Annotated in this window: 16 protein-coding genes; 13 read left to right on the top strand and 3 right to left on the bottom strand. The window is 71.9% G+C overall.

The window, feature by feature from the left end; all coding sequences use genetic code 11:
• Positions 1-2 precede the first annotated feature (2 nt).
• A complete protein-coding gene (locus tag OIE67_RS24870; RefSeq protein WP_326644271.1) occupies positions 3-983 on the bottom strand; it encodes an acetylxylan esterase in 981 nt (326 codons plus the stop codon).
• Positions 984-1097: 114 nt separating this feature from the next.
• On the opposite strand from OIE67_RS24870, the gene OIE67_RS24865 reads away from it, so the two are divergent.
• The 4 genes from OIE67_RS24865 (at position 1098) to OIE67_RS24850 (ending at position 5917) form a co-directional block, all read left to right on the top strand.
• Positions 1098-1373, top strand: coding sequence for a hypothetical protein (locus OIE67_RS24865; RefSeq protein WP_326644269.1), 276 nt, complete (start codon positions 1098-1100; stop codon positions 1371-1373).
• Positions 1374-2148: 775 nt separating this feature from the next.
• Positions 2149-3768: an alpha/beta fold hydrolase gene (locus OIE67_RS24860; RefSeq protein ID WP_326644267.1), complete on the top strand. Its 1620-nt coding sequence runs from the start codon at positions 2149-2151 to the stop codon at positions 3766-3768.
• Between the two features lie 271 nt (positions 3769-4039).
• Positions 4040-4582: a DUF4142 domain-containing protein gene (locus tag OIE67_RS24855; RefSeq protein ID WP_326644266.1), complete on the top strand. Its 543-nt coding sequence runs from the start codon at positions 4040-4042 to the stop codon at positions 4580-4582.
• 327 nt (positions 4583-4909) lie between these two features.
• Complete coding sequence (locus OIE67_RS24850; RefSeq protein ID WP_326645457.1) at positions 4910-5917, top strand: PRC and DUF2382 domain-containing protein; 1008 nt, start codon at positions 4910-4912, stop codon at positions 5915-5917.
• Between the two features lie 307 nt (positions 5918-6224).
• Here the strand turns inward: OIE67_RS24850 and OIE67_RS24845 are convergent, their stop codons facing one another.
• Positions 6225-7955, bottom strand: coding sequence for an exo-alpha-sialidase (locus tag OIE67_RS24845; RefSeq protein WP_326645455.1), 1731 nt, complete (start codon positions 7953-7955; stop codon positions 6225-6227).
• 260 nt (positions 7956-8215) lie between these two features.
• On the opposite strand from OIE67_RS24845, the gene OIE67_RS24840 reads away from it, so the two are divergent.
• The 6 genes from OIE67_RS24840 to OIE67_RS24815 all read left to right on the top strand — a co-directional run bounded on the left by OIE67_RS24840 (position 8216) and on the right by OIE67_RS24815 (position 15223).
• Positions 8216-9112, top strand: a complete 897-nt coding sequence (locus OIE67_RS24840; protein ID WP_146178116.1) for a hypothetical protein — start codon at positions 8216-8218, stop codon at positions 9110-9112.
• 69 nt (positions 9113-9181) lie between these two features.
• Positions 9182-9451 (top strand): hypothetical protein, encoded by a 270-nt coding sequence (locus OIE67_RS24835; RefSeq protein WP_326644263.1) that lies wholly within the window; start codon positions 9182-9184, stop codon positions 9449-9451.
• 66 nt (positions 9452-9517) lie between these two features.
• Complete coding sequence (locus tag OIE67_RS24830) at positions 9518-10918, top strand: FAD-binding oxidoreductase (RefSeq protein WP_326644261.1); 1401 nt, start codon at positions 9518-9520, stop codon at positions 10916-10918.
• A gap of 202 nt (positions 10919-11120) precedes the next feature.
• Positions 11121-12632, top strand: coding sequence for an MFS transporter (locus OIE67_RS24825; RefSeq protein WP_326644259.1), 1512 nt, complete (start codon positions 11121-11123; stop codon positions 12630-12632).
• Positions 12633-12659: 27 nt separating this feature from the next.
• Positions 12660-13793, top strand: a complete 1134-nt coding sequence (locus OIE67_RS24820; protein WP_326644257.1) for an FAD-dependent oxidoreductase — start codon at positions 12660-12662, stop codon at positions 13791-13793.
• Between the two features lie 389 nt (positions 13794-14182).
• Positions 14183-15223 (top strand): fatty acid desaturase family protein, encoded by a 1041-nt coding sequence (locus OIE67_RS24815; RefSeq protein ID WP_326644255.1) that lies wholly within the window; start codon positions 14183-14185, stop codon positions 15221-15223.
• Positions 15224-15229: 6 nt separating this feature from the next.
• Here the strand turns inward: OIE67_RS24815 and OIE67_RS24810 are convergent, their stop codons facing one another.
• Positions 15230-15520, bottom strand: coding sequence for a hypothetical protein (locus OIE67_RS24810; RefSeq protein WP_106237156.1), 291 nt, complete (start codon positions 15518-15520; stop codon positions 15230-15232).
• Positions 15521-15728: 208 nt separating this feature from the next.
• Between OIE67_RS24810 and OIE67_RS24805 the strand changes: the two genes are divergently transcribed.
• The 3 genes from OIE67_RS24805 to OIE67_RS24795 all read left to right on the top strand — a co-directional run bounded on the left by OIE67_RS24805 (position 15729) and on the right by OIE67_RS24795 (position 18170).
• A complete protein-coding gene (locus tag OIE67_RS24805; RefSeq protein WP_326644252.1) occupies positions 15729-16433 on the top strand; it encodes a hypothetical protein in 705 nt (234 codons plus the stop codon).
• Positions 16434-16510: 77 nt separating this feature from the next.
• Positions 16511-17182, top strand: a complete 672-nt coding sequence (locus OIE67_RS24800) for a copper resistance CopC family protein (protein ID WP_326644250.1) — start codon at positions 16511-16513, stop codon at positions 17180-17182.
• Entirely contained in the window at positions 17172-18170 is a 999-nt protein-coding gene (locus OIE67_RS24795; protein WP_326644248.1) for a hypothetical protein, read from the top strand. The genes OIE67_RS24800 and OIE67_RS24795 overlap by 11 nt, the downstream gene beginning before the upstream one ends.
• Positions 18171-18179 lie beyond the last annotated feature (9 nt).

Here is an 18179-nt window from a genome sequence, read left to right as displayed (position 1 = left end):
GCTCATCCACCGGACAGCAGCTTGTGCAGATAACGCACCTGCTCCTCCGACTGGTAGCCGCCACCGCCCTCGTGGTTGTTCCACGGCCACACCGTGATCTCCTTGGGCCCCTGCCAGTGGTTGTAGGCGGCGAACACCGTGGACGGCGGGCAGATGTCGTCCATCAGCGCGACCGAGTACAACGCGGGCACGGTGCCGCGGGCGGCGAAGTTGACCCCGTCGAAGTAGCTCAGCGTGCGGAACACCTGGTCGGCGGTGTCGCGCCGGGTGGACAGATAACGGACCAGCTCCTGGTACGGGTCGCGTCCCGTGATCTCGACCGCCCGCCGGAAGTGCGACAGGAACGGCACGTCGATCAGCGCCGCCTTGACGCCCGGGTGCAGCGCGGCCGCCGCCTGAGAGATGGCTCCGCCCTGGCTGCCGCCCGACGTCACGATGCGGGAGGCGTCCACGGCCGGATGCTCCGCCGCCGCGTCCACGGCCCTGACGGCGTCGGTGAACACGCGGCGGTAGTAGTAGTCGGCCGGATCCAGGATGCCGCGGGTCATCATGCCGGGGGCCTGCGGCCCGGCGCTGCCGTGGGGGTCGCCGGTGGCTCCGGGGCTGCCGACGTTCGCGCCGCCGTGGCCGCGGGTCTCCATGACGAACACCGCGTACCCCGCCGCGGGCCACATCAGATGGTCCTTCGGGAAACCGCGCCCGCCGCTGTAGCCGATGTAGTGCATCACGCACGGAACCGGCTCCTCCGCGCCGCGCGGCAGCAGGAACCAGCCGTTGATCCGGTGACCGCCCCAACCGGCGAACGACACGTCGTACACGTCCACGCCGGTGAACGGCAGGTCATAGGGGACGTACTCGGCGGCCAGGTCGAACTCCCTGGCCTCGGCCAGGGTGGCGGACCAGAACGCGTCGAAGTCGGCGGGCTCGTCGCGGTCGGGCAGGTAGCTGCGGAGCTGGTCGAGCGGCAGGTCGAACAGTGGCACGGTGGTACTCCAGCCTGTAGATAGGGATGCTGCCATTTCATCCCATAGCGCCGGAAAGCGCTATCCCGCCATCCACTTCCGCTGAAAGCGTGATATTTGGGTAGACGTCGCCGCGTGACTGACCATGTGATCGAGGTGGCGTACTCCCACCTGTATCCCGGCCTGATCCTCGACGCCCCGGCGGACGCCGCCGACTTCCTGGTGCTGTTCGGCGACGACTCGGAGTCCCGGGCCCAGTTGCTGCGCGACTCCACGGGGCGGCCGGTGCTGCGGATGGGCGGCTACATGACGGCCAAGGGGACGGTGATCGACGAGCGGGTGTGGACCGTACGCGAAACCGTCCAACGAGGCAACCGTCTCCGCCTCCGCCTAGGCCGCCCCCTCCCCTAACCCCCGAACCCTCCCTGACTTCCGGCCCCCGGCCCCCGGCCTTCGACCCCCGGCCTTCGACCCCCGGCCTTCGACCCCCGGCCTTCGACCCCCGGCCTTCGACCCCCGGCCTTCGACCCCCGGCCTTCGACCCCCGGCCTTCGACCCCCGACCTTCGACCCCCGGCCCTCGACCCCCGACCCCGGCCCCCCGAACGGCCGGACCCGGACCCAGTACCCCTGTCCGCACCCACGCTTTCCGCACCTACCCTGGTTCGCTGTCCTGGCCCTCGGACCCCTCCCTGTCCGGACCCTGGACCTTTGTCCGAACCCGCGCCGGTTCCTCGCCTTGGTCCCTGGAACCTCCTTCCGGGACTCCGGCCGCGCCGGTTCCCTGCCCTGGGCCTTGGAAACCCCTCCCGTCCTCGCGCCGGTTCCCTGCCCGGCTCCTGGAGGGCTCCCTGTTCCCCCTCGCGCCGGTCTCTGCCTTGACCGCCGACCGCTACCTGCCTTGGTCTCCGGGACCGCTCTCCGCCCTGGCCCCGGCCCTGGCCCCGGCCCTGGCCCCGGCCCTGGCCCCGGCCCTGGCCCCGGCCCTGGCCCCGGCCCTGGCCCTGGCCCTGGCCCTTACTTGTCCGGACCCACGGACCCTGGACCCACGGACCCCCGACGTCCAGCCCCTCGACGCCCGAGCCCTCCTTGTCCTGACCCTGGAGGGGCTGTCTGTGCCGGGTTTGGGGTGGGTGAGGTGTGGGTTTCTCCGACCTTGGTGGGGAACGTGGGCTAACGTCCCCTTCGTGGCTTCTTTCGGCAGGCTGGCCGGGCGGGCGGTGGCGGGCGCAGTGGTGCTGGCGCTCTCGCCGGTCCTGGGGCTGGCCGCGCTCGCCGGGACGGCCATGGTGGGGTCGCGGCCCCAGGTGTTCGCGGTGACCGGGCTGGCGGTGTTCGCCTCGGTGTTCTTCCTGGGGCTGCTGCTGTGCGTGCCCAGGCCGGCGGCCGGCTGGGGGCGCTGGACGCGTGCGGTGGTGCTGCTCGGCGTCGAAGCGGCCGTGGTCTGGCAGGTCTCCGCGGCCACGCTGCGCCCGCCCGCCGTCCCCGCCGCGCCCGCGAAGGTGGCCGGGCAGCGCGAGTGGCGGCTGGAGACGGGGTCGCGGCTGGCGTACGTACGGGTCTCGCCCCGGCGGGTCACCCGGCCGGAACCGGTGGTGTTCCTGCATGGCGGCCCCGGGGTGGGCGACCTGGCCGGCGACTCGGCGTTCCTCGGCAAGCTGGCGGCCGACGGGTTCCGGGTCTACGTCTACGACCAACTCGGCGCCGGCCGCTCGGGACGGCTGGCCGATCCGCGCGGGTACGGGCTGACCCGCGACGTCGCCGACCTGGAGGCCGTCCGTCTGGCCATCGGCGCCGAACGGCTCAACCTCGTCGCCCGCGACTACGGCGCCCAACTGGCGGCGGCCTATCTGGCACAGCACCCGGCCCGGGTGGCCAGAGCGGTCCTGTACTCCCCAGCGGGCCTCACCGGTCTGCCTCCTGGACGCGCGGGCGACCACCCCCGATCCTCCGCCATCCTGCTGGGCCCAGGACCGATCCCCGGCCCGCGCACGCTAGCCGTGTCCACCTTGCTGCGAGTCGACCCGGTCGCCGCCCACGCCTTCGCCGGTGACCCCGAACTCGCCACCCACCTCAACCTCCTCCGCCACCGAACCCCACTTCCCTGCCCACCCTCCGATGGAAAGACGGCCGGTCCAGGGACGGCCGGTCCAGGGACGGCCGGTCCAGGGACGGCCGGTCCAGGGACGGGCGGCTCAGGGGTGGCTGGTCCAGGGATGGTTGGTCCAGGGGCGGTCAGGCTTGGAGAGACAGGGATGCCGGGCGTTGCTCTGGCGGGCCTCCGGGCGGACGGCTTTGGAGCGGTGGATTTCGGTCCGGGGGTGGCGGGTTCCGGGCGGGAGGGTGACGGTGTTGCGGGGCTCGGCTGGATGGCGGCTGAGAGTGGCGCTTTGCCGCGTTCGGGAGAGGATGTTGCCGCGGTCGTTGCCGAGGCCGGCGCTGCTTCGCCCCGTTCTGGAGGGGATGCCGTTGTTCCTGCCCCCGAGGCCGATGCGGCTTCTGCCGGGTATGGCGGGTATGTCGCGCTAGCCGGTAGGGCGGTGCCGGCGTCCGTTCGGCGTGGGCTGGGTGCGGTGGAGGCGCCTGTGCTCATCGTCAAGGGGCCCTGTGATGCACAGAGTTGGGCGGAGGCCGTCGACTACCGGAGCGCCCTTCCGGACGCGCGCTTTGCCTACGCCGCCGGCGACGATGGCTTCTCCGGGCGCGGCGCCGCCTACCTCGGCCTGCTCCGGGCCTTCCTCACGGATCGGACGGTTGACACCTACGAGGCCGAAGACCCGCCTCCGGACTACCGCGGCCCCGCTTGAGGCTTGATGTCCGTGCCTGAGGCCAGGCCACTGAGGCCCAGGCTGGGTCTGGACGCCTGAGGCTGCGGGACGCCTCTGGGCGAGCCTGAGCGTGGGGCCTGGTTCGGGTGCATGATCAGGTGCCTGCGGCCGAGCTGGTGTCTGGATGTCTGGGTGTCTGGGCGGTGGGGATCGGCGTGGACGCGCCACCTCGGCTGTAATGCTGGGCTGCTTCTGACCGGGATGGTTACTCTCCGTATCAGAGTAATTTCACCGTGTCAAAGGAAGTCTCATGCGTACTCGCCTTACCCTGTCCCTGTCCGTTGCGGTCCTGGCTGCTCTGTCCGGTTGTGCTGGTGAGACGGCACAGAACTACGCCGCGGTGGCCACCCCCACCGGTACGCCCCCGTCCGAGCAGGACAAGGCCTGGCTGGGTGCTATCCACCAGGGGAACCTGACCGAGGTTCAGGCTGGAGCGCTGGCCAAGAATAAGGGCGCCGCCAAGCAGGTCAAGGCCGTCGGCGCGATGCTGGTCAAGGATCACAACCAGCTCGACGCCAAGGTCACCCAGACGGCGGTGCGGCTCGGCGTGCGGCTGCCCAGCTCGCCGGACGCCAGTCAGCACAAGGAGCTGAACCGCCTGGAGGATGCCACGGGGGAGGACTTCGATCAGGACTTCCTGTCGGGCATGGTCAAGGCGCACAAGCAGGCGCTGGCGGCCACTCAGAAGGAGATCTCCAAGGGCTCGTCGCCGGCGGTGGTGGCGTTGGCCAAGACGGCCGCCCCGTCGTTGCGGCAACACCTGTCCGCGCTGCGCAAGGCTCAGAGCGATTGAAGGCGAGCTGGGTGGTTGTTAGCCGGACGACGGTGAGCCGGATGGCCGTCAACCGGACGACCGTGAACCGGGGGATGTCGAGCTGGTGATGCCGAGTCCGGTGGTCCGAGCTGGGTGGCTGGAGTCGGGTGACGCCGAGTCGGGTGGGCTGAGCCGGGTGGCTGGAGTCCGGGTGGCGTCGAGCTTGGGGGCTGAGCTGGGTGGCCGTGTCGGGGTGGGTTGCTGGAATAGGGTTAAAACTGACCTTCCCTTATGTGGATATGTGGTGATTTGGGGTATTTGTCCCTTTTGAACCACGAGAGAAACATCGGGGGGATCGACGTGGCTATGCAAACAGAGATCCGCAACCTGCTCGACTGCCACGTGGTGGGTTCGGACGGACAGTCGATCGGCAAGGTAGGACAGGTCTACCTCAACGATCGGACGGGCGAGCCGGAGTGGGTGACCGTACGCACGGGGTTCTTCGGGATGAAGCAGACGTTCGTGCCTCTGGCCAACGCCCGCCGCTCGGGTGAGGAGATCCGGGTCCCCTTCGACAAGGAGATGATCAAAGGCGCGCCGAACATCGACGTGGACGGCCGCCTGTCGCTGAACGAGGAGGCCGACCTCTACCGCTACTACGGCATGCACCCGTCCGACATACCGCGTCAGCGCCCCGGCGAGACCCGCACCAGGGAGCCGATCACGGGGGAGAGCGCGGAACGGAGAGCGGGACTGGCCGGCGAGACGACCGGCGACATGCCCGGCGGGACGCTCGGGGAGACGACCGGCGACATGCCCCGCGGAACGTCCGGCGAGATGCCCGGCGAGATGGGCGGCGGACTGGCCGGTGGCGCGATGCCCGGCACGACCGGCAGGGAGACGCCCGGCGGCCTCGGCGACGAGATGCGCGGTGGCCTGCGCGACGACCAGGACATCGACATGATCTGCTCGGAGGAGCAGATCCACATCGGCAAGGAGAGCCGGGAGTCCGGCCGCGTCCACCTGCACAAGTTCGTGGACACCGAAGTCGTCCGCGAGACGATCCCGCTCTCGCACGAGGAGGTCGTCATCGAACGCGAGCCCATCCGCGACGGCGAGATGGTGGGGACGTTCGAGATCGGCGAGGAAGACCGGGAGATGATCCTGCACGAGGAGCGTCCGGTCGTCGGCAAGGAGATCAGGCCGGTCGAGCGCGTGCACGTGCGCAAGCAGGACGTGCAGCGCGAGGAGACCGTCGAGGGTCAGGTCCGCAAGGAGCGGCTGGAGATCGACGAGGAGACCAGGGACGAGAGCACCGGCTTCGGCCGTGACAGCCGCGACGGCCTCGACAGAAACCTGCCGCCCGACCGGTGAACCAACCGGCCGCGCTGGTGGGGGCCGCGCGGAGAAGCGCTGCGGGGAGTGGCTGCGCGCCCTCCCCGCGTCCGCGCGACAGCAGTGTCCGCGCGACAGCAGTGTCCGGGTGAAGGCTTGTTCGGGTGAAGGTATGCCCTGCGAAGGCGCAAAGCGCGAAGACGTGTACGGAACGTGCGTCCGCGTCGAAAGGTCGTCTGAGCGGCCGCGATGACGGCGAGCGGATCGCGAAGGCCGCCGGCCTCTCGTGGGACCGTGTACGTACGCCGCGCCGATGACCGGAATCACCGGCGGCGATGACCGGAAATCATCCAGGGTCGTTCGACGAGTAGAGCTCGACCTCGTTCAGCACCCCGCACGAGCGACCGATCTCCGGATCGCAACCCTCCGACGGCTCGACGACGATCTTGACGTGCCGGGCCCTGCGGCCGCCGAGGTCGTCGTAACGCAGGGCGTAGTCGGTCCTGTCCTCGATGGTGACGACGGGTTCGCCCCAGTCGCGCCCGTTCCCCGACACGTACACCCGGGCCGCGGCCGGATGCCCGGGACGCAGGCTGAGGCCGATGCGGCTCAGCCGGTACGGCCGGTCCAGGTGCAGCACGTAACGCCCGCGCCCCTTGGCGACGGCGCTCGACCAGTAGCCGGTGCTGCCGTCGAGCGCCCCGCCTGGCCCGGTCCGCGGCCGGTACGGGCTCGACCAGCGCATCGTGGTCGAGACCCGCAGAGCGCCCCGCCCGTACAGTTCGCCCAGGTCGAGCCTGGTGCCGCCGGCGGCGCCAGGAGTGGCCACGGTGAACAGCTGCCGTTTGACCGCGTACCAGCCGCCGTGTTCGAAACGATCGTGCAGGGGGCAGGCCGTCTCGTCGAGCAGCCCGTCGGGCCGCACGCCCGGCAGCTTGCAGTTGTCGAAGACCTGGATCAGCCGGTGCGGCCCCACGGCGGCCAGGCCGGTGTAACCGGACGAGCCGTGGGCGTCCCAGATGCCGTCGCGGTTGTGGTAGGTGATCACCGGCTCCCGCCACTCCTCCCCGAGCCCGTCGGGGGAGACGGCCAGCCAGTTGTCCGGCCGCCCCGCGCTCAGCACGAGGACGCCGCCGGGGGTCAGCAGCAGCCGCGGGGCCACGCCGCGCACCGCGCAGTCCAGGCCGGCGAAGCGCAGCTCGCGCACCGGTGCCCAGGTGCGGCCCGCGTCGGTGGAGCGGGTCTGGTGCAGCGTCGAGTATTTCCCGCCGTCGCGGCGCAGCACGGCCACCAGGCTGCCGTCCATCGCCTGCGCGATCGCCGCCTCGTTGTAGACGAACCCGGGCTCGGGCCCGGCGATCACGCCGCGCCGCTCGAAGGTGGCGCCGCCGTCGCCGCTGGCGTACACCTCGGCCTGGTACGTCCCGGTGTCGGCGTAGCGCGCGTACACCGTGATCAGGATCGTCCCGTCGGCGAGCTGGATCGGCGCCCCGTGCGCCGCCCCGCCGGGCAGCAGCTCGCCGGGTGTGGACAGCAGCGCCTCCGAGCGCAGCCAGCTCTCCCCGTCGTCCAGCACGGACGAGGTGAGCACGCCCAGCCGTGCCGTGTGCGGGCCGATCCGGTCCGGATAGTACTCCGTGGCGAAGAAGCGGCCGTCGTGCAGCTCGACCGGGGACTCGCGCAGCGGCGTGGCGCCCGACGGGCCGAAGGTGATCCCGCCGTCCTCCGAGACCGCCGACGAGCTGGTGAGGGTGACGACCCGGTCCACGTTGGTGGTGAAGGTGGAGATCACCTTGAGCGCGGGAGCGCCGTCGGAATCGGTGACGTCGAGGGCCGAGACGTTCGGGAATCCGGCGAAGTCGAGCCGTTCGGAAGAGGTCGGCTCCGGCTCGGCGGGCGGCGGATTGGGATGAATCCAGTCTAGGAAGGAAGCAGTATCGATCAGGTAAGGGCCCGCCGCCGCGGACCGCAGGGAGTGATCGGGTAGCACGCAGTAACCGGCTCCGGCCTGCACCGGGCCGGGATGCGGGGGCAGCCCGGCGACCACGGTCACGGCCGCGACCATGACGTTGCGCATCGGCACGGGCTCGCTCCTCGATCGTCGTCCACGGTTCACCGCACCGTACGGACTTTAGATCATCCACCTGCGACAACACGGCATTCACCTGCGTGGATCCACCGGTTCCCCGTGTCGGGGCCCGGCTAAACCTGGGCGCCAACCGGGCTACGTAAAGTGGCAGTTGACAGAAAACGGTCGTCTTACGACGATCAGAGCGGCACTATTAAGTGTCAATTTACGTAGGTCGAGAGACCGCGCGGGTCAGGAGGTGGCCCCAGATGAGCATCGAGCCAAGGGCGAGAGTGGCCCAGGAGCGCGTGCTGCCGGGCCCGGTGCCGATGTCGCCGGAGACGGCGGCACAGCAGCGGGTCGTGCAGCGGATCTGCGCCAGGGTCGCGCCCGACGGCATGGACATCGGCGTGGCGGAGCTGCCCCCCGGCGGCCTCCAGGTGTGGATCGACACCCCGCTACCGCCGGCCGGACAGGAGTCATGGGTGCTGCACCACCAGATGGCTCGCGAAGTGGCGCTGGTCGGCTGGCACTGCGAGGCGGACGCGGACCGCCTGCTGGTACTCGGCTGGAGCGCCGCGTGCCTGCAGAACCGGGTACGCCTGCTGCAGAGCGGGCTGCGCCGGCTCGCCGACTTCGAACCCACGGCCCAGCGGGCCGTGCGGCTGGACGGGCATGACCCCGACGACGAGCCCGCCGCGCGGCTCGTCGCGGACGTGTGCGCCGCCATCGAGCGGCGGCTGCGCTGGCCCGAGCGGCTGGCCGAGCTCAAGGGCTTCGAGCGCAGCTCGGGCCTGCCGCACCTGCAACTGCTCCTCGCCCAGGTCGCCGGCCTGGAGGCGAAGGTCGCGGGTGCCTGCGAAGAGCACCTCGTCATGGCACGGGTGCTGGCGCGGGCCGTCTGCGAGCACTACGCGCTGCACGCGGACCTGGTCCGGGCGCAGCGAGAGGTGCTGGTGGAGACGCGCCGATGGGTGCACGCCAGCTCCATGATCCGCGGCTCGGCCACTCCCAGGCCGAGCATCCCCGGTGCCGGCCGTCCCCACATGGGGCTGGCGGAGCGCCGCATCGCCGCGAGCGTCATCAACCACGGCGTGCCGCGGGCCACCCCCGCGGCCGTCACTCCACGAGCCGGACACCCCGGCATCGAGGAGGGCGCACGCTGACCCCGAACCGCTCAACGGCGAGTGGTCGCCCGGAAAACCCCATCAGAATCCGGTAGGAGAGCTCCCGTCATGCGAACCCCCCCGCACCTGCCCGCCCGCTCCCGGCGCGAGCACACCGACCACGTCCGGCGACACCCGTACGGCCTGCACGACGTGCCCGCGCAGACCGCGCCGCGCGGCAGCCTCGACTTCCCCGCCTTCCCCGAGACCGTCCCGTCCGCAGACTCCTACGCCGAGGCCGAGGCCGACGTCTTCGTCGAGCAGCGGCTGCGTGACATCCGAGAGATGTCCAACCAGGCCATCGGCTCCATCGACGACCTGCTCACGCACACCGCCTGACGTGTGCCCCCAGCGGCTCCCTCGCCGGGGAGCCGGAGACATGGACCGCACCATTCAAGGAGAGTCATGCAGGATCTGTCGCGACCGGAGCTGAGGTCGCGTGACGTCGGGGGCCACCAGCCGCGCTCCGTGGCGGGCGTCGAATCACCGCGCAGCCTCGACGAGGTACGCGCGCTCGTCCGGCGGGCCACCGCGGCCAAGCTCCGTCTCTATCCCATCAGCACCGGCAGGAACTGGGGCATGGGCTCCGGCATGCCGGTCACCGACGACAACCTCGTCGTCGACCTCGGCGGCATGAACCGGGTCCGCAGCCTCGACCTGGAGGCGGGATACGCGGTCATCGAGCCGGGCGTCACCCAGCGCCAGCTCGCCGCCGTCCTGCGGGACACCCCGTGGATGTTGAACGTCACCGCCTCGTGCGCCGACACCTCCGTGATCGGCAACGCCCTCGACCGCGGCGACGGGTGCATCCGCTCCCGCGTGCACGACGTGGCCGGCCTGGAGGCCGTGCTGGCCGACGGCAGCGTGGTCACCACCGGTGGGCTCGACCCCGCCGGCCGCTACCACGGCCGGGTCGCCGGGCCCGACCTGACGTCCTCGTTCGTCCAGCACAACCTGGGCATCGTCACCGCGATGGCCGTCTCGCTCGTGCCGCGCCCGCAGACCATCGGGCTCGTGCACGGCCGGATGCCGCGCGACCAGGTCAGCGCGGCGGTCGGCGCCGTCACCGGCTTCCTGCGCGCCGGCAACCCGGCCGACGGGCTGCTGCGCGTACGCGAGCTGTCCCTCGTCCCCGGCCACGGCGACTGGACGCTGCCGCCCGGCGTGGACCCCGGCCTGTTCACCGTCCTCGGCCCGCTCATGGGCAGCGACGCCACCGTCGAACTGGCGGAGGAGTTGCTGCGCAAGGCGCTCATCGAGGTCGAGGGCGCCGAGGCCCTGCGCGTGATGGACGCGGCCGGGGTCGGCCCCGACGACCCGCTCTACCCCAGGGCGCTCATGGCGCAGGGCATCCCCACCTGCCGGGGCGTGCACGCCGCGCTCGGCGTCACCTCCTGCGACCAGATCGACGAAGGCGCGATGGGCTTCCTGGCCCTGCTGCCGGTCATGCCGATGCACGAAAGAAGGACCGAGCACATCCTGGCGGCGCTCCAGACGGCCGTGGACGCCCACACCACCGCCCTCATGGTCGAGTGGAACATGGTCAGCAAGCACATGGCCAACGGCGTCATGCAGATCTTCTTCGACCGCGGCACGCCCGACGCCGCCTACCGCGCGCACCAGCTCCGCAACGACGGCAACTGCCTGCTGCGCGGGAACGGCTGCGCCATCTACCGCTCCGACATCGACCACGCCGCCGCCGACGTCTGGTCGGAGACCAGCACCGCCGGACTCGGCATGCTCCACCGGCTCAAGACGGCGCTCGACCCGGACGGCCTGCTGTCGCCCGGCCGGTACGGCGCCTGAGACCGGCACCACCCACCTCACGTCCGGCTCCGCCGCCGGCACCCGCCGGAGTGCGCCCGCGGCGGAGAACGATCGACGCTTCTCTAGGAGGAACCACGTGCGTTCGTCACCAACGGCCAGCAGGGGGACGGGCACGCCAGGCGCGAACCGGCGTCACGGAGTGATGCTGCGCCTGGTCGGTGCGGGTGTCATGTTGACGGTGATGGCCGACACCACGGCCACCACCCTGGCGGTGGGCGTCCTGCGATACACGCCCTCCGGCTCCGCGATGCCGCTCGGCGACCTGGTCTGGCTGACCAGCGCGGCGTTCATCCCGATCGCGGCACTGCTGGCGACCGCGGGCCGCTGGGCCGACCTGTTCGGCCGCCGCCGGGTGCTGGCGGTCGGTCTTGTCGTGTTCGTGCTCGGCGGGATCGCCACCGTCACCGTCGAACCCTGGTCCTACGTGCTGGCCGCACGGGCCGTGCAGGGCGCGGGAGCCGCGGCGATGATCCCGGCCAGCCTCGGGCTGCTGCTCGGGGAACTGCCGGAATCGCAGCGGCGCGGCGCGATCGCGCTGTGGAGCTCCGCCTCCGGGCTCGGCTGCCTGCTCATGCAGGCGGGCGGCGGCTGGCTGGCCGCCACCGTCGGCTGGCGGTCCCTGTTCATCCCCGACGTCGTCATCGGCGTCGCCCTCCTCATCGCCTGCGCGGGGCTGCCGTCCGGCCGGCGCAACTCCGCCAAGGGCGTACCCGACGTGCTCGGCGCGTGGCTGCTGGCCGCGGGCATCGCCGTGATCGTGCTGGCCATCTCCAAGGCCATGGCCTGGGGCATGGACGTGATGTGGCTGGCGCTGGCCGCGCTGGCCCTGCTGGGCGGCGCGCTCGCGCAGGCCAGGCACCACCGCCTGCCGGCCATCGACCTGGCCCTGTGGCGGCGGCCCAAGTTCGTCTGGGGCTGGCTGGCCACCTGGGGATTCGGCGCGCTGTCGTACGGGCTGCTCACCGTGCAGCCCCTCTACCTGCTCCACCTCGGCTACCCGATGCTCGAAGTGGCCATGTGGCTGACCCCCACATCGGTCGCCGTCGTCGTCACCAGTTTCCTGGCCGGACGCATGGTGAAGCGCATCGGCGCGTACGGGCTCATCTACGCCGGATCCCTGCTCTGCGGCGGCGCGTGCGTGCTCGTGCTGGTCCAGGCCGGACCCACCGTGTGGGGCCTGATCGCCAGCGTCGTGGTCGGAATGGGGGTCGGCGCGCTCGCCCCCGGCACCTCCGTCGCGACCACCCTGGCCGCCCACCCGCACCAGTACGCCTCCGCCGTCGGCGCGGCCACCATGGCCCGGATGGTCGGCGGGGCCGTCGGCGTCGCCGTCGTGTCGGTCGTGATCGACCACCCGTTCATGACCGGGCCGTACGCGGGCCTGGCCGGCGCGCTCGCCCTGTGCGTGGCCATCTCGGTGCTGATCGGGGCGCTGGCCCTGACCAAGATCACCCGGCTCCGGCCGGACCCGGGTGACGTGATGATCAAGGTGCCGCGCCGGATGCTGCTCGAACTGCGCATGACCCTCGCCACCGTCGCGGCGGAGGCCGACGCGCTGCTGCCGGTCGAGACCCGCACTCCCTCCGCACCCCCCTATCCGGGCCCCAACCCGGATCACTACCCGGACCCTGTCCCGCGCCCCAGAGCGGCCGAACCAGGCCCGCTCGCCGGCACCCGCGGGCACACGCACTAGTTCAACCATTCGAAAGGGCTCCCCGTCATGGCAACCACATCCTGCGACGTAGCCATCGTCGGCGCCGGTCTCGGCGGCTGTTTCCTGGCCTTACTCCTGAGCCGCCGCGGCCGCGACGTCGTCGTCATCGAACAGGGACCCTCGGTCCCCAGCGCGGGGGCCGACTTCCTCAAGCCACCTGGACTGCGGGTGCTGGCCCGGCACGGGCTGGCGAACCTCGTCGGGCGCAACGGCCTGCGGCGCGACCTCGTCCGCTACTACCACGACGGCGATCCCATCCAGGACTGCCACTTCCCCGACGGCGGCTTCCTCATCCGCCCGTACCGTGAGCTGGTCGAGCTCATCTACACCTCCTGCGCGATGGAGGGCGTCGAGTTCCGCTTCGACGTCAGCATCGACGACATCGCCACGGACGGGAACCGCGTGGAGGAGCTGACGCTCTCCGACGGCCGGCGGCTGCGCGCCGACGTCGTCATCGGCGCCGACGGCACCAAGTCCGCGATCCGCCGGGCGCTCGGCATCGAACAGCTCACCATGCCGTACGAGCGGCTGCTCATGCGGGTGGCCACCGTGCCGCTGAGCGCCAGCGTCGCCCAGCTCAACCGGCTCTACTTCAGCTCGGAAGGCTGGATGACCTACCTGTACCCGATCAGCAGGGACCAGGCCAGGGTGTTCGTCGGCCTGCCGCCCGAGGCGGACAAGGAGATCTTCCAGGACGGCATCCCGGTCCTGCTGGACGAGCTGAAGAAGTTCGTCACCGAGAGCTCCGACGCCTTCAACTTCCTGCTGCCCGCCACCTGGCAGCGGATCAAGGTCTCCTCGCTGCGGGTGGAGGCCTACCACAAGGGCAACGCCGCCCTGCTCGGCTCGGCCGCGTTCGCCTGCCATCCGATGACGGGCATGGGCATGAGCTACACCCTGCACGACGCCGAGATCCTGGCCGACGTCATCTGTGCGGCCGGGGGCGACCACGACCTGCTCGACCGGCTGCTCGGCGCCCGCTACGAGCCGCGCCGGCAGGCCCACAGGGAGCTCATCGACTACGGCGACGCCCTGGCCGCCACCTTCCGCGACCGGGCCGCCTACCTCGCGGCCTTCCGCCCCGACCTGCACGTCCACGGCGAATCCGCGGCCACGGCCCACCTGGAACCGGCCGGGTGAGCCGTACGGGACCGGCAGCGTGAGCCGCACAGGACGGCGGCGTGAGCCGCACGGGACCGGACGGGTGGCCGGACGAGCCGCGCCGGGCCGGGCGAGGGACCGTGCGGACGCGCCGAGCCGGGCGAGGGTCCGTGCGGACGCGCGGGGCCAGGCGAGGGGCCCGTGCGTACGTGCCGAGCCGGTGTCCCCGCCGCCCGCCGTTCCCCACCCAGACGGGGCCGCCCGGCGCCGACGCTGAGGGCGAAGAGCGGTCCCGGTCCCGAGGCGGCGGGGACGCCCCATGGTAGGGCGGGCACTACCGCGGAACCGGGTGACAGCGGGGGTTCGTGAGACCCCGGGAACCGGCGATCCTTGGAGGACCATTCCCCTCCTCGGCATCGGAGACGTACGTGACTGTGGCAGAGACCTCCCGCCCGGCCCCGGGACAACGGCGGGGAAGCGACTTCGCGCGGCTGTCGCGGCGCATCGCCCAGGAAGGGCTGCTGGACAAGCGGCCCGGCTACTACGCGGTCAGGATCAGCCTGGTCGCCGCCCTGTTCGCGGGCACCTGGGCGCTGTTCGCCGCCGTCGGCGACTCCTGGTGGCAACTGCCTGTCGCGGTGCTGCTGGCGGTGGCCTTCGCGCAGGTCACCCTGCTGGCCCACGACCTGGCGCACGGGCAGATCTGGCGGTCGCGGCGCGTCGGCAGGATCGCCGGGCTGCTGGCGGGCAACCTGGCCGTCGGCCTCAGCTACGGCTGGTGGATGGACAAGCACACCCGCCACCACGCCAACCCCAACCACGAGGACCACGACCCCGATGTCGCCCCCGACGTCCTCGTCTGGTCGGAGAAGCAGGCCGGGGAGAGCCGGGGACTGCCCCGCTTCATCGGCCGCCACCAGGCTTGGCTGTTCTTCCCCCTGCTCACCCTCGAAGGGCTCAACCTCAAGTTCTCCAGCTTCCGCGCGCTGCGCCGCGAATCGCTCAAGGGCAGGGGCGTCGAGGGGCTGCTGCTGAGCGCGCACGTGCTGGCCTACCTGGGTGCGGTGTTCCTGGTGCTGCCGCTGCCCAAGGCGCTGCTCTTCCTGGTCGTCCACCAGGCCTGCTACGGCGTCTACCTCGGCTGCACCTTCGCGCCCAACCACAAGGGCATGCCCGTGCTCACCGCCGAGGACGAGCTGGACTTCCTCCGCCGCCAGGTGCTCACCTCGCGCAACGTGCGCGGCGGACGGCTGATCAACACCGCGCTCGGCGGGCTCAACTTCCAGATCGAGCACCACCTGTTCCCCAGCATGCCCAGCGTCAACCTGCGCAAGGCGCAGCCGATCGTACGCGAGTACTGCGCCTCGCTCGGCGTCGGGTACGTCGAATGCGGGCTGGTCGAGTCGTGGGCGCAGGCACTGCGGCACCTGCACGAGGTGGGCCGGCCGCTGCGCGAGTCCAAGGCGTGACCGGGGTCAGGACGTGACGATCAGCTCCATGCCGTTGGCGTCCTGGCGGACCTGATGCCCGGCGTCGGTCAGCACGGTCCGCAGCGCCAGTTGCACCGCCGCTCGGATCGTGGCGTACTTGACCAGCTGCTCCGCCGAGGCGCCCCAGGCGATGACCACTCCGCGCGCCGGATCGTGCCAGATGCCGAGTCCGCCGTCGGCGGACATCAGGGACGGCTCGACGGTGAAGCCGGCCGCGGAGAGCTCCTGGCGGACCACGCGCTCCAGGTCCTCACCGGCGCTCGTGACGATGTCCATCCGAACCGACTGCCCGCACGCGGGCGTTTCGAACCTCCCGGGCCCTGACGAACTCTGTGGAAAGATGTCGGCTGTGCCCACTCCGTCCCTCTCCGGGCCCTTCGCCCGCGCCGCCTCCCATGGCGCGCCTTCGGGCAGGAGGGTTTCCGGCGGGGCGGGCGCAGATCAGGCCGGCAGGACGGCTTCCGGCAGGGCGGCCTTCGCGGGCGTGCGTCCTCTCCCGGGCGCCGCTGAGGGCACTGCCGGGGGAACGGGGCTCCGGCTGGCGCGGGCCGTGGTGTTCGCGACCGTGTGCGGAGCGGTGTCGGCCGGTGGGCACGCGCTGGCCGGCGGGGGAGTGGTGCCGTTCGGGGCCTACCTGGCCGGGACGCTCGCCGCCTTCGCGCTGGCGTACCTGATCGACGGGCGCGAGCGGGGCCTGCCCGTCGTGCTGGCCGCCACCACCGGCACCCAGATGCTGCTGCACCTGCTCTTCGAACGGCTCGCGCCCGCCCAGGCGCACCTGCCCGAGCAGTATCCGGGCCACCTCTTGAGCGGTCACCTGCTGAACGGCCGCCTCCTGGACGGGCTCTCCCCGAGCGGGCTGGACGGGCACCTCCTTCACGGGCCCGCCCCGAGCGGGCATCCCTCCTTCGGCATGGCGCTGGCCCACCTCACGGTCGCGGCGCTGACGGCGTGGTGGCTGCATCGCGGCGAACGCGCGCTGTGGACCATGATCCGCCTGTGCGGCACAGAATGCCCGCTCGTCGGCCCGCTCGTGGGCCCGCTCGTACGCCTGCTCATCCCTGCCCCGGCACCGGCCGGCGTGGGAACGGCGGGCAGGCCGATGATGTACGGCGTCGCCGCCTGCTCAGGCCGGGCCGTACCGGGAACGATCAGCAGGCGAGGGCCGCCGGCGACGGCGCGTCGTTGACGCACCTCCCCGCCCTTGCCTGTGCCCGGACGCCGGCGCCGTGGGCGCGGTCGTCCGGATGATCTCTGGAGACCAGCATGACAATCCCGCCGCGACACATCCGCAAGGCCGCGCTGGCGGCGCTCGCCTGCGCTCTTTTCCTGATATTTCCTGCCTCACCCGCTTTTGCCCACGACACGCTCAAGAGCAGCTCACCCGCGAAGAACGCCCAGATCTCCTCGCCCAAGGAGATCGAACTCGAATTCAGCGCCGGCGTGAAGTTCCCCTTCGTCGTGCTCCACGACGCGGCGGGCAAGGAGATCGCTCTGGGCGAGCCCCGGCTCGACGGGCCCCTCGTCCGCACCGACGTGCCGCAAACCCTCCCGCCGGGCTCGTACGTGCTCGCCTGGCGCGTCGTCTCCTCGGACGGACATCCCATCGAGGGTGAGATCCCCTTCGGCGTGCGAGGGTCTTCTTCGACGGCTTCGCCCTCGGGCGAGCAGAGCGCACCGGCGGACGGCCAATCCGCCGGCCCAGCCACCGACGCTGCCACCGACACTGCCACCGACACTGCCACCAGCGCCGCCTCGACGTCCGCCGCGCCCGCCGGCCCGGACGCGTCGGCGGCGGCCGGGCAAGGGCCGGCGTCCTCGGCCGGCGTTCCCGGGTGGATCTGGGGCGGGCTGGCCGTGCTGGTGGTGCTGGGTGCGTTCGTCCTGCTGCGGACCTCGCGCCGGGGCCGCGACCGGGAGGAAGTGGATGCGGGCTGAGCAGGCCAGGCGGATCGCGCGGCAGTGGGTGCGCGAGGAGGGCAGCGCGCTGCCCGGCTTCGCGGGGGCGTTCCTGACCGGGTCGGTGCTCTGGGCCGACCCGGCCGCCGAGCTGGCCCCGAGCTCCGACGTGGACGTCATGGTGGTCGCGCACCCCGGCACTCCGATCGGTCACATCGGGAAATTCCCCTATCAAGGGGTGCTGCTGGAGGTCTCCTCCATGACCGGGCTCGGCTCCACGCACGAGGTGCTGAGCGACTACCACCTGGCCGGCAGCTTCCACCTCCCGTGCGTGCTGGCCGACCCGACGGGGCGGCTGGGCGAGCTCCAGCGGGTGGTGGCCCGCGACTTCGCCGAACGCCCCTGGGTGCTGGCCCGCTGCACCCACGCCATGGACCGGGTCCGCGGCTTCATCAACGGCGTGGACGAGTCCGCGCCGCCGGTCGAGCAGATCACCTCGTGGCTGTTCGGCACGGGGGTGACCGCGCACGTGCTGCTGGTGGCCGGGCTGCGCAACCCCACCGTCCGCCGCCGGTACGCGGCCGTGCGCGACCTGCTCGCCGACCACGGGCGGCTGGAGTACCACGAGGACCTGCTCGACCTGCTCGGCTGCGCCCGGCTCAGCGCGGCCGAGGTCGGGCGGCACCTGGACGCGCTGGAGCGGGTGTTCGACGCGGCCGCCTCGGTGCGGGCGCCCGCGTACCGGTTCGACTCCGACATCAGCCCCGTGGCCAGGCCGGCCGCCATCGACGGTAGCCGGGAGCTCATCGACCAGGGGCTGCACCGGGAGGCGGTCTTCTGGATGGCGGCCACGTACGCGCGCTGCCTGACCAAGCGGGCGCTGGCCGGCGAGAGCGGCTACGAGGACGGCTTCGCCGGACTGCTGTCCGACCTGGGCGTCGAGACGCTCGCCGGCCGGCGCCGGCGCGGCGACCGGGTGCTCGCGGCGCTCCCCGGCCTCTGGCAGACCGCCACCGCCCTGTGCTGACCACCGTCC

It is taken from the genome of Nonomuraea fuscirosea (assembly GCF_035917475.1).
Taxonomy (GTDB): domain Bacteria; phylum Actinomycetota; class Actinomycetes; order Streptosporangiales; family Streptosporangiaceae; genus Nonomuraea; species Nonomuraea fuscirosea.
Note: the sequence above shows the minus strand (reverse complement) of the source record. Positions and strands in the feature narration are given on the sequence as shown.